At 34.8% G+C, this 10,846-nt stretch carries 16 protein-coding genes; 3 read left to right on the forward strand and 13 right to left on the reverse strand.

What is annotated here, in order from left to right; genetic code table 11:
* Positions 1-42: 42 nt before the first annotated feature.
* A complete protein-coding gene (locus tag AOG55_RS00670) occupies positions 43-876 on the forward strand; it encodes an SPFH domain-containing protein (RefSeq protein WP_048101928.1) in 834 nt (277 codons plus the stop codon).
* On the opposite strand, the gene rsmA is transcribed toward AOG55_RS00670, so the two are convergent.
* The 12 genes from rsmA to AOG55_RS00730 all read right to left on the reverse strand — a co-directional run bounded on the left by rsmA (position 851) and on the right by AOG55_RS00730 (position 8,063).
* Positions 851-1,570 (reverse strand): 16S rRNA (adenine(1518)-N(6)/adenine(1519)-N(6))-dimethyltransferase RsmA, encoded by a 720-nt coding sequence (gene rsmA, locus AOG55_RS00675; protein WP_055040759.1) that lies wholly within the window; start codon positions 1,568-1,570, stop codon positions 851-853. The two genes, AOG55_RS00670 and rsmA, sit on opposite strands and share 26 nt — an antisense overlap.
* Positions 1,567-2,115, reverse strand: coding sequence for a DUF655 domain-containing protein (locus tag AOG55_RS00680; protein ID WP_048101930.1), 549 nt, complete (start codon positions 2,113-2,115; stop codon positions 1,567-1,569). The genes rsmA and AOG55_RS00680 overlap by 4 nt, the downstream gene beginning before the upstream one ends.
* Positions 2,116-2,424, reverse strand: a complete 309-nt coding sequence (locus AOG55_RS00685; RefSeq protein WP_048101931.1) for a hypothetical protein — start codon at positions 2,422-2,424, stop codon at positions 2,116-2,118.
* Positions 2,421-2,708: a 50S ribosomal protein L21e gene (locus tag AOG55_RS00690; protein WP_048101932.1), complete on the reverse strand. Its 288-nt coding sequence runs from the start codon at positions 2,706-2,708 to the stop codon at positions 2,421-2,423. Before AOG55_RS00690 ends, AOG55_RS00685 begins: the two co-directional genes overlap by 4 nt.
* A gap of 10 nt (positions 2,709-2,718) precedes the next feature.
* Positions 2,719-3,864 (reverse strand): tRNA pseudouridine(54/55) synthase Pus10, encoded by a 1,146-nt coding sequence (locus AOG55_RS00695; protein WP_048101933.1) that lies wholly within the window; start codon positions 3,862-3,864, stop codon positions 2,719-2,721.
* A gap of 29 nt (positions 3,865-3,893) precedes the next feature.
* Positions 3,894-4,025 carry a DNA-directed RNA polymerase subunit P gene (locus AOG55_RS00700; protein WP_048101934.1) on the reverse strand — a complete coding sequence of 44 codons (132 nt, stop codon included), beginning with the start codon at positions 4,023-4,025 and terminating at the stop codon, positions 3,894-3,896.
* Complete coding sequence (locus tag AOG55_RS00705) at positions 4,018-4,275, reverse strand: 50S ribosomal protein L37ae (RefSeq protein ID WP_048101935.1); 258 nt, start codon at positions 4,273-4,275, stop codon at positions 4,018-4,020. Before AOG55_RS00705 ends, AOG55_RS00700 begins: the two co-directional genes overlap by 8 nt.
* A gap of 6 nt (positions 4,276-4,281) precedes the next feature.
* Positions 4,282-5,064, reverse strand: a complete 783-nt coding sequence (gene rrp42, locus AOG55_RS00710) for an exosome complex protein Rrp42 (protein ID WP_048101936.1) — start codon at positions 5,062-5,064, stop codon at positions 4,282-4,284.
* A gap of 2 nt (positions 5,065-5,066) precedes the next feature.
* Positions 5,067-5,801, reverse strand: a complete 735-nt coding sequence (rrp41, locus tag AOG55_RS00715; RefSeq protein WP_048101937.1) for an exosome complex exonuclease Rrp41 — start codon at positions 5,799-5,801, stop codon at positions 5,067-5,069.
* Entirely contained in the window at positions 5,791-6,468 is a 678-nt protein-coding gene (gene rrp4, locus AOG55_RS00720) for an exosome complex RNA-binding protein Rrp4 (protein ID WP_231563434.1), read from the reverse strand. Before rrp4 ends, rrp41 begins: the two co-directional genes overlap by 11 nt.
* Before the next feature lie 84 nt (positions 6,469-6,552).
* A complete protein-coding gene (locus AOG55_RS00725) occupies positions 6,553-7,245 on the reverse strand; it encodes a ribosome assembly factor SBDS (RefSeq protein ID WP_048101939.1) in 693 nt (230 codons plus the stop codon).
* A 371-nt stretch (positions 7,246-7,616) separates the two neighbouring features.
* A complete protein-coding gene (locus tag AOG55_RS00730; RefSeq protein ID WP_048101940.1) occupies positions 7,617-8,063 on the reverse strand; it encodes an Lrp/AsnC family transcriptional regulator in 447 nt (148 codons plus the stop codon).
* A 140-nt stretch (positions 8,064-8,203) separates the two neighbouring features.
* On the opposite strand from AOG55_RS00730, the gene AOG55_RS00735 reads away from it, so the two are divergent.
* Complete coding sequence (locus AOG55_RS00735; protein WP_048101941.1) at positions 8,204-8,812, forward strand: sulfite oxidase-like oxidoreductase; 609 nt, start codon at positions 8,204-8,206, stop codon at positions 8,810-8,812.
* A gap of 46 nt (positions 8,813-8,858) precedes the next feature.
* Here AOG55_RS00735 and AOG55_RS00740 read toward each other — a convergent pair whose 3' ends face one another.
* Positions 8,859-9,614, reverse strand: coding sequence for an exodeoxyribonuclease III (locus tag AOG55_RS00740; RefSeq protein WP_048101942.1), 756 nt, complete (start codon positions 9,612-9,614; stop codon positions 8,859-8,861).
* A gap of 100 nt (positions 9,615-9,714) precedes the next feature.
* Here AOG55_RS00740 and AOG55_RS00745 point away from each other — a divergent pair, with 100 nt between their 5' ends.
* Entirely contained in the window at positions 9,715-10,215 is a 501-nt protein-coding gene (locus AOG55_RS00745) for a hypothetical protein (protein WP_048101943.1), read from the forward strand.
* Positions 10,216-10,846 lie beyond the last annotated feature (631 nt).

Here is a 10,846-nt window from a genome sequence, read left to right on the forward strand (position 1 = left end):
ATATTTAAAAAAAATTTAAATAGGACTTTTCGTTATTTAATTATGGTAAGTATAGGGGAAATAGCATTAATAATAATAGTTTTGATAATTCTTGGCATACTATTATCCGGTATTCATATATTAAAGGAATGGCAGAGGGCCCCTGTGTTGACCCTTGGAAGATACACAGGACTGAAGGGACCCGGACTTATTTATGTTACACCAATAATAAGCAAAATTACAGTTGTCGTATCAACAAGGATACAGGCGGTTGCATTTAAAACAGAGTCAACATACACACAGGATAATGTTCCGGTTAACGTTGATGCGGTAATGTATTTTCAGGTTATAGATGCAGATAAGGCTGTGCTTAATGTTGAAAATTATGCCACGGCAACCCAGCTGGCAGCCCAGACCACACTTAGGGAGGTTCTTGGAAAATCCTCATTTGATGAGATATTATCTGAAAGGGAAAAGGTTGGTGAGGCTGCAAGGCAGATTATAGATGAAAAAACAGAGCACTGGGGGGTTAAGGTATCATCCGTGGAGATAAGGGATGTTCTGGTTCCACAGGCCCTGCAGGATGCCATGTCAAGACAGGCTGCGGCAGAAAGGGAGAGAAGGTCCAGGGTTACACTGGCACTGGCAGAGGTGGAGGCTGCCGGAAAAATGGTGGATGCTGCAAAACAGTATGAAAACAATCCCACTGCATTCCAGTTAAGATGGATGGATATAGTTTACCAGATTGGTCTTGAGGGTAAGGGATCCCTGATCATGATACCTCAGAACGTGCCAACAGCAGGTGATACATCACAGTTTTTCACTGCAACAGCCCTTGAAAGTATTTTAAGCAAAAACACGGGAAACACCACTAACTCTGGGAATAAACCTCAATGAGCTGATCAATGGTCAGCTCATATGGTCTTTTATCAGAATATATTCCATGATAATCTATTATGGATGAAATTTTTTTTCTTCTCATGGAAAATAGTTTTATTAAAAAAAGATCAAATTTTTTAATATCTATATTATACTCCCTTTTTTCTATTAATATTATTGATGAATCAACATTTGGCACAGGATAAAATGAGTTGCGGCTTACATTGTAAAGTATTTTAATTTGTGACCTTATACCTGAATTTACTGTAAGCCTCGAATAATCTGGAGTTCCAGGACTGGCAACAAGCCTTTGTGCGAATTCTTTTTGAACCATTAATATTGCCATTTTAAAATCATAGTCCAGTATTTTAAAAATTATTTTGGATGAGATTTGATAGGGTATGTTTCCTATAATTTTATCATATTTCCCTGGAGCCAGTTTTAGAAAGTCTGCCTTTATTATCTTTAATTTACCACTTTTAATAAAATTGTTATAACTTTGATTTAACTGATCCACAAATCTATGATCTGGTTCAACCACGGTCAAATTTATATTATATTTTAACAGTTGTTCTGTTAGGATTCCATGGCCAGGGCCTATCTCAAGTATGCATTCATTATCCTCTGGAGATAAAAATGATACCTCCTTTAATGCAATGTTATGGTCTTTTAAAAATACCTGGCCATATTTTTTACTAAAATTATCATTCATTTTGCAACAAATAATTTATATTTTTCATATCTGTTCTGGAGTTCCTCTATTATTCTGTTAACTATCATTTTTTTTGGATTGTGGACGCTTTTAACCCTTTCTGATATATCATCAAATGATTTAAACGGTGCTTTTTTTCTTTCCTCAAGGATTGCCCACATGCTTTTATTGCCTAGACCTGGAAGAAGCTCAAGTGTATGCATTCTGGCATTTACAGCCTCCGAATTATTAAAAAAGTTTATGAATTTCTCTGGATTTGAATCTATTATTGTTTCTATAGTATATGGGAGTTCGGATACAGCGGCGCTTGTTAATTCCTTGTATGTTATCCTCCTTTTTATTGATATAATTTTATCACGCTTCTCAGCAGATTTCCCTATATATATTCGATCACCAACAGATATGACTGCATCAGGTTTTGGTATTATCTCCAGAAGCTTGAATTCGCTCTCACCAATGGCTATTATTAATGGTGTCTTTCTAAAACTCTTATCTTCAGGGCGTCCCTGTGGTAAATAATCCAGAACATAAGCATATTCTTCCATTTATAAGACCTGCAATGTATCAAGAATTGCATCAAGCTGCGCATCATCCACTTTTATATTATATGAATTTAATACTGCTATTAATTCGTCCTTGTTATTTGGTTTAAGATCAATCAGCTTTACAGCAACCTCTTCTGAAAGCTTGAATGTTGACATTAATGATTCTTTTAGCTTTTCTATGTCAACGTTTTTTTTATATTTAAGAAACTTTTCAACATATGATAATGTATCTGCCTCATCCTCAGTCTTTTCTTCCTTTGCGGATAATTTGTTGTATACATCAATGTTTGTTATATATTTTATTTTCATTGATACAGCCTCTTGAGGTGCACTGGAGCAGATATAATTTTCCTTGTGGTATTGCCTATATTAAGAGACACAACATAGCATGATCCCTGCATACCTGAAACTATTCCTGTTCTGCCCTCAAATGTATGGTGAGGCATTCCATTATGAACTGCCGGATTTATAACTATTGCAACCCTGTCCCCAACATCGAATGTTTTGAGCAGGTCATTAACCTTGGGCATGCCCCTTTCCTTTATTCTTTTTGTGAGTATATTCCTTGATCCTGATCTGGATCCCCTTGACATTCTTGTCGTTTTAATCACCCCTATTTATATATATGACATCCAGGCTCTTAACCCTGAGTTTTTCACCGTAAAGTGAGGTCAGGCTTGGATTTGTCCTGCCACAATCTCCATTTACCAGTTCTTTTATATATGTGCCAGCCTCAGCACATATTTGGATGGTGGCAGTTTTATCCATTATATCTTCTATCTTTATATATTTTATTTCTTTTTTCCTAATAATATCGGATCTGTTACCAAGCACCCTTCTTGGTGTTTGCTGTTCTATTTTATTTCCTGTGAGCAGTTCACATGCCCTTATTAATTTTTCCCTGTCCATTATGCCATCTGATTCTATTACTGCCCTGTAAACCTTATCATGTTTGGCTTCCTTGATTTCTTTTACCCTCTTTTTATCACAAAAGGATAATTTATCTATTTTGATGCCGGCATTTTTTGAATTAACCGCAAATTTAAATTCCTCAAGATTAACCGACCTTTTTTTGGGATTTGATGCCTCTATTACAAATTCACGGCCATTACCAAGCATCATAACATCAACATCCTCACGTCCGGAACCATGAAGATAATAGTTTTCTGATTCTGTTATTTTCTTTAACTCCTCGCCTATTATAGATTCTATAGAATCACCGGAACCATGAATCCATCTGGTCTGTGGAAGATCGCGTCTCATCTTTGTATAAACACCATAAATATACAATGATTTAACATTTATTTCCACATAATCATAAATGGTGTTAATGTTTATTATGATATCCGGGTCCTTTGAATAGGTTTTTCCTGTAATATTTTCCATATATTTACCGAATTCCCTGTTAAATTCCTTCTTAATACTTTCGCCCTTTTTACCAAATTTTTCTTGAATTTGATTTTCTCTTTCCAAAATTTCCGGATCAAATTTTGACCCCACTAAAAAAGAATTGTATTCATATCCAGAAAGCCTATCCAAAACTATTTTTAGATATTTATCAAACTGATCAAATATGCCATTGCATATGTAGCAGGATGTTTTTTCCTGCATGCTTCCGATAAGTGCATTATAGGCAAATAAAAGACTTTCGCCCCTCTCTTTATTGGTTAACCCTGTTCCAATGCCTGCGAATATCCTGCCAGTGCATCTTGTGCAAAGATTAAAACTAAATAATTCTTCAAGATTCATAAAAATACTTAAAAAAATATATTAAAAATTTATCTGGCCTTAACAATCTTTTCAGTGTTTGGCCTATCCTTTATAAACACCCTTGAACCGCATTCACATTCTATATCGGCGGTCCCGAAAGATTTTTCAAGCGGTCTTCCGCATCTAACACATTTATACATGGCTATTTATCTCCTTTATTACTTCACTGCTGTATTCTGGTGTGTATGACCCACCAGCAAATTTATAACCACAGTGCCTGCATTCCCATATACCATTTGCAACCCTCTTAACCTTGTTTTGCTTGCAGGATGGGCATGTGTAATAGCTTGTTTTTTGTTTATAAACCTTATTCCATTCCTTTCTTATTGTAACACCGTACCTTGGCCCAAATCTGCCTGAGGCCCCAACCTTTACTGTGTGTTTTGTCATTTATAATCACCTTAAATATTTCTCCCTAATCTTACTACCTATATCACTTGATGTTTTTATAGCTTTCCTAATTTCATCAAGTGAGAATTCTCCAACATCACCCTTTTGCATGGCGTGTATATGATTGTCCTCTGCCATTGTTACAGTTATTCTGCCATTAGAAACCTGTTCCTCCTCAAGATCTGGGTCGCATACAAGTTCATCTCCAATTTTTGCCATGGTTACAGATACGGGCAGTGCATTTACAGGAAGTTTAAAGTCCTCACCGCCATATTTTGATGCTGGCACAATGGCGTTTTTTAAAGCGGATACCGCAGCAAGCGTGCATGCATCAATAATATTTCCATCGTAATTGAGAACATCTATATCAATATATACCATCCATACCTTTTCACCGGGTTCTATTACGAGCTTGGATGTGTCAATAACGTTGCTCTCCCTTATACCACGATCAACAACCCTTGAATATTCTATTGCCTGCTCACTTGGAGGGCCAGACTCAAATGTTGGAAATGCCATTGGGAGTAGCTCTATGTTGAGGGCCATTACACCACTTTCAGGAGAGTCCGGAAATGGGGTGCCTTCCTCTATTTTTATTCCCGCAACAACCTTTGTTTTACCAAGTTCCACCATGGCTGAACCACAGGCCTTTGGAATAAAATTCTCTGTAATTTTTATTTCCCTAAAGTCTGTTAAGGATCTGCCATCTATTCTTTTACCCTTTTTTATGCTATCCAGTATGAAACCTTTTTTAATTTCAGAAATTACCGCATTTGAATCCATGGGCATTTTTACTCACCATCCTCTATTGAATACTTGCTCATCAGGGCATCACGCTGAATCTTTGATATATCCTTCATGGCATTCATCATCATTGATGTCGCCTGATCAAATTCCTCCTCAGACACATCACCGTCTATCTGAAGTAAAACAACCTTGCCTGTTCTTGGGAGAATTGCCATTGGTATATCAGCCTGACCGTAGTTATCCTCGTCCTTTGAAAGGTCAAGAACAACCCTGCCATCAGCCTTCCCGGCAGTGCAGCCAACAACGAGATCCCTCATTGGAACTCCAGCATCGGCAACAGCAACAGATGATGCTGTCAAACTTGCTATTCTTGTGCCTGCATCAGCCTCAAGAACCTCGATAAAAACATCAATTTCAACTCTTGGGAGTTTTTCAAGTATTATTGCTGATGAAAGTGCCTCTGAAACAACCTTGGATATTTCCATTGTTCTTCTATCCGGGCCAGGCCTTTTTCTCTCCTCAACACTAAATCCGGCCATATTGTACCGTGCCTTGACTATTGCCCTGTCCATATTCTGGGTATGCTTTGGATAGGCCTCCCTAACATATACTGCCACTATAATCTTATTTGCACCCCACTCAATAAATGCTGACCCATCAGCCTTTTCTATAACACCGGTTTGAATTTTAATCGGGCGCATTTCATTAAAAGCCCTACCATCAAGTCTCAGACCATCATCGTTAATAAGCTTAATATTGCCTTCCATTTTAATTTTCACCCTTTAACTTTTTAAAATATTCTGCCATTCTGTCTGTTAAGCCAATTGTATGTGCTTCCTTTTCAACTATTTTTATGGCATTTATTGCCATATTAACGTTTTCTATATCTCCATCTATCCATATAAAACCATTCTGGCCAACTATTATTTTTGTGTTTGTTTCATTTTTTATAAGATTGATCATGTTTCCTCCCTTACCAATTACACGCGGTACCTTTGGGGGTTTAACCGCAATAATCTGGCCCGTTTCAAGTTTTTTCATGCCAGGTTCCTTCATGCTTACCCAGCTTTCCCTGATTTCATTTGACTGCGATATCTTGGCATAAATAAAATCACCAACATTCAGGTATCTTTCAAGGTCTCCGGCATTTACGTGCCATGGGGTATCGTTTATATGCAGTAGCGAATAATACGGAGAATTTATATCAACAGTCCACATGGTTGGCCCAATATCCATTATTTTACCTATTATCTTATCATTAACCCTTGGAAGATACGGGCTATTAAATGGTGCTATGTCGACAAATTTATCCCCGCGCTGTATCACTCCAAAATATTCTGAAAAATATTCAGAATTAGATTCATAAAGTCCATTTCTGGGCTTTAAATCATTTAGCTCAATTTTATCACCAGGATATACGATTTCTTTAGTTTCCAAACATTTCACCCTTACATTCAGCTCAATATTTATTTTTATATTAAATTATAAATTGCTATATAAAACATTTTTTATTTCCAATAAATTTATAAATCATTTTAAAAGTTTTACCTCCGCCTCACCATGTGCCTTCTTATTGATAAGATCCATTAAATCCCCCTGAAGACCTGCTGAGATTTCAATGATGCACATGTATTCCCCGGCATTTGACCATTCCTCCTTTAATATGTTACCAAATTTTGATATATCCCCATAGAGTTTTCCATATGCATCACCGGCCAGTTTTATACCAAGTCTAACCTTTTCTATTCTTATTGGTATTAAAACCCTTATGGCCTTTAAAACTGTCTGGACCTGCTCCTCGACGCTTTTAAATGGATCTATTCTAACCTTTGCCTCTTCCATTGCCTCCTCAATTCTTATTGCAGGTATTGGTGTATTTGTTTGTGGATTTATGGCCTCACGAACAATTTCATTGATAACCTGTTTTTTCTTCCTTTCAAGCATTTCCTTTCTCTGCTCTGTTGTAAGCTGTATCTGGCCTCGCCTTACTATTTCTATTGCTATCTGACCTATATCTGTGGTCTTAAAAACTTCCTTTAAAATTTCTTCATTTGACCTATCACCCTTTTTTGCATCCTTAAAAACCTCTGGTATTGCAAGGTCATTTTCTATGTCTATTTTCCCTGACCTAATTTTTCCAGCAGCATCTGGATCGACAAGAATTTCAAATTTATAACCGTGAGATTCAAATCTTGCTATAACTGCATCATCTATACTGACCATAAAACTTAATTATATCTATAAATAAATAATTATAGATTGTTCCATTTTAATTAAAAAAAGTCATAATCATATATTACCATCACAGAGGCATTTTTTTCATGAGATCTTGCCATATTTATTATTTTCTTTGCATACAAAAGGTTATCGGCAAAACATATGGCAAGACCTGCTGATCTGCCCTTAAATGTAAAGAAGATATTATTTTTTAATAAAGGTTCAATAAGATCAAAATTTTCTGAAAAAATTGCGAAAACAGTTATATCAGTTTTAGAGATGTCAATAACAGGTATAACAGAAATTATTGATTTCTTAATTAAATTTTCAATATACTTTTTAATCCTTTTGGCAGGCAGAGCTGTGAGGCAAGATCGTTATATGAGAATCCTTGGATTGCTTTTGAGAGATTCTATAATTGCCAGTTCATTGCCTGAAACTGTGATGTTTATGTTCTGCTCTGGAATGTATTCCATTGCCTTAGGGCCAATTTTTTCTGATGCAGCATCTATACTGGCTCTTAATTCATCCAGTGTTTTTCCCTGAAAGCCGTAAAGTGATATTTCTTCCAGACACAGTATTTTGGCAAATATGCCTGTTTCTATTGTATTTAAACCAGAGAATGCCGCAAATCCACTTTTTATATTATATATCCTCTTATCAACATAAAGGGCAAATTTTTTTATAATGTTATTGGCCTGAAACTTATTTAACCTGTACTGTAAGGATTGCGGGGAAATTCCGAGATTTTTTGAAATTTGCCTCAATGTAGATCTGCCATCTCCCAGAAGGCTTGTCAGTATCCTTTTGTCTATTTCATCCATTTTAACCGGTATCCGTTTTTAATTTAAAATTTTTGGCGAAATAATGATAGAGTAAATTAAATTATAAAGGTTCTATTTATACATGTATTATAAAAATACTTTTAATAAACACTTTTATATCCATAATAAATAGGTATATCATGGAGAAAATTGAGATAAAAAATCCCGGCCAGCATTATGTAAATAATTTCATACTATATGACGCGCTTGGAGGGCCAGTTATAAATGAAAATTTATGGAAGCTCAGGATAGATGGTATTGTTAAAAAACCCATGGAATATACATATAATGAACTTAATTCCATGACAAACATAGAATACATATCTGATTTTAATTGTGTTACAAAATGGTCTGTAAAAGATGTTAAATGGACAGGACCGTCCCTAAGAGACCTTATATTAAAATCAGAACCTGAGGAGGATGCTGAATGGGTCATGTTTATATGTGCCGATGGCTATGATACCCCTGTGCCTTATGACGATGCAATAGATGAAAAAAGCATAATAGCTTTAAAAATGAATGATAAGCCTCTGGCCATCGAGCATGGATTTCCAGCAAGACCGTTTATACCCTCATTATATGGATGGAAGAGTGCCAAATGGCTTACAGAGATAAAAATAATGAGGGATTATGAGGATGGATACTGGGAGTCATATGGTTATCATGAACGTGGTAAAATAGAAGATGAGGAGAGATTTAAGGGATTTGCGTGGAGAAAAATAAAAAGGAAATCAAAGATAGACAGATAAAAATTTTATTAATTTTAGGTTAATTTTACGGTGCAATTGCAGATTATTACTTTAAAATTAACTCTATTGGTGCATGGTCTGACCCCATAACATTTTCCAGTATTAGTGAGTCATTAACATTTTTTATAAAATCTTTTGAGACAACAAAATAGTCTATTCTCCATCCTATATTTTTTTCTCTTGCATTAAATCTATACGACCACCATGAGTAATGATTTGGCTCCTTATGAAAATATCTGTATGTATCTATATATCCATGATTAAGAAATTCCGTCATAAAATCCCTTTCCTGCTGCGTAAATCCAGCATTATTTTGGTTGTCTTTAGGTCGGGCTATATCTATCTCCTCATGCGCTACATTAAAATCACCAGTGATTATAACCCCCTTTTTTGATTTTAAATCATCACAGTATTTTAGAATTTCATGATCGAATTCAATCTTATAATCAAGTCTGGTAAGACCGTGCTGGGAGTTTGGAAAGTATGAATTTATTAGATAATAATCATCGAAATTAAATGTTTGAACCCGACCCTCTGAGTCAAAATCCTTATTTCCGATTCCTGCCACATAGTCTAATGGTTCAGTTTTGGTCAAAGCCATGGTACCGCTGTATCCCTTTTTCTGTGCAGGGTTAATATATACCTTATAATCAAGATGATATATCTCCTCAGGAACAGACATATTATCCACCTTTGTTTCCTGAAAAAGTATTATATCGGGATTTTCCTTTTTTAAAAAATCTATTATACCATTTTTCACAGCAGCCCTTAGGCCATTCACATTCCATGATAAAATTTTCATGATAGTTTAAGCAATATACATATAAAAGTTTATTTTTTAGAGTAATATATAGAAAATAATCTATGATAATACCTTAATAAATATTAGATATAAACTTATAATGAAAAAAAGCATATTAATAATAGGCCTTATTATACTGATCATTAGTCTCGCCATGTATGGCGTGGATATTCATGATAAAAATAACACAACATATACCCTGAAATCATTGGGAAATGGAATTTATGAATCTAAGGAGATAAGCTTTAAATCTTCTGATATTCTCACAGTAAAAAATCCAACGTCAAACTCGGGGCTTATACCTGCATCTGATGCTGGCAAGGTAACAAATATAACAACACTGAATGAATTTAAAATTGGAAGCACCACCAGTTTTGGAATAATAAAAGAATATTCTAAAATACCTTCAGGCAATTACATATTTATAGAAATTACAGGTGGAAAAGTTTTTACAACATACACATTTGGTTCATATTCCTATTTAATAGATATTGCATATTTGGGATATGCCAGTACAGTTGGCATTATTATAGGTGTTTTAACAATTGCTGCTGGGGCCCTGATAGATTCTCCTTTATGGACCAGAAGACATATTAATTAATTTTTTTAAATTTAACTTTAAAGCGTGAAGTCTCCTTTCCTGATGGAGTAGATGAAGGCGTAAAGTTTTATGGTATATTAAATTACATAAAAAAGGTAGGCACGGACTGTACCGAATTTATGCCAGTGTAGCGATGTTTCATACATGATGGGGCAAGCTTTTCAATGGTATCGGGAATCCATATACTTTAACTTTGTGAGGATGTCGCCAAATCTGTGTTAAAAAATAATGCATTTTGATATTAAGCCAAGGCTCTGGATGAAGCATACACAAGTTTTTTAACTTTAATTGAATATAATGTCTGTTTTCGTATATTTTTGCTTTTATCATTTGATTTCCAGCTATCAAATATTATAATATATAAATTACAATGTAACCTATTAACATCTTCCCAGCATATATTGATTGTAGTTTATTCCATTATTCATGAAGTTAGAGGGTATTTACATAGAGTTAATTTCAGTCAGATAAGATATAATTCTACAAATTAATATACCAGAAATAAGATTGGGAATTCTACAATGTTGATGAATTTCTGAAATTACAAAATTGACAAATATTCAATGAAAAATTAACATTTAAAATATTTCATAACCCATAAAAGATGTAGCTTATTTAAATGTTAATTTTA

This window comes from Acidiplasma cupricumulans (genome assembly GCF_001402935.1).
Taxonomy (GTDB): Archaea; Thermoplasmatota; Thermoplasmata; order Thermoplasmatales; family Thermoplasmataceae; genus Acidiplasma; species Acidiplasma aeolicum.

Bases quoted from the DNA above. Each gene is read 5' to 3' on its own strand.
- AOG55_RS00705 (WP_048101935.1), bottom strand. From the start codon at position 4,275: ATGACAAAACACACAGTAAAGGTTGGGGCCTCAGGCAGATTTGGGCCA.
- AOG55_RS00695 (WP_048101933.1), bottom strand. From the start codon at position 3,864: ATGAATCTTGAAGAATTATTTAGTTTTAATCTTTGCACAAGATGCACT.
- AOG55_RS00690 (WP_048101932.1), bottom strand. From the start codon at position 2,708: ATGTCAAGGGGATCCAGATCAGGATCAAGGAATATACTCACAAAAAGA.
- AOG55_RS00670 (WP_048101928.1), top strand. From the start codon at position 43: ATGGTAAGTATAGGGGAAATAGCATTAATAATAATAGTTTTGATAATT.
- AOG55_RS00725 (WP_048101939.1), bottom strand. From the start codon at position 7,245: ATGGTCAGTATAGATGATGCAGTTATAGCAAGATTTGAATCTCACGGT.
- AOG55_RS00700 (WP_048101934.1), bottom strand. From the start codon at position 4,025: ATGTATAAATGTGTTAGATGCGGAAGACCGCTTGAAAAATCTTTCGGG.
- AOG55_RS00745 (WP_048101943.1), top strand. From the start codon at position 9,715: ATGAAAAAAAGCATATTAATAATAGGCCTTATTATACTGATCATTAGT.
- AOG55_RS00735 (WP_048101941.1), top strand. From the start codon at position 8,204: ATGGAGAAAATTGAGATAAAAAATCCCGGCCAGCATTATGTAAATAAT.
- AOG55_RS00730 (WP_048101940.1), bottom strand. From the start codon at position 8,063: ATGGATGAAATAGACAAAAGGATACTGACAAGCCTTCTGGGAGATGGC.
- AOG55_RS00740 (WP_048101942.1), bottom strand. From the start codon at position 9,614: ATGAAAATTTTATCATGGAATGTGAATGGCCTAAGGGCTGCTGTGAAA.
- AOG55_RS00680 (WP_048101930.1), bottom strand. From the start codon at position 2,115: ATGGAAGAATATGCTTATGTTCTGGATTATTTACCACAGGGACGCCCT.
- rsmA (WP_055040759.1), bottom strand. From the start codon at position 1,570: ATGAATGATAATTTTAGTAAAAAATATGGCCAGGTATTTTTAAAAGAC.
- rrp42 (WP_048101936.1), bottom strand. From the start codon at position 5,064: ATGCCCATGGATTCAAATGCGGTAATTTCTGAAATTAAAAAAGGTTTC.
- AOG55_RS00685 (WP_048101931.1), bottom strand. From the start codon at position 2,424: ATGAAAATAAAATATATAACAAACATTGATGTATACAACAAATTATCC.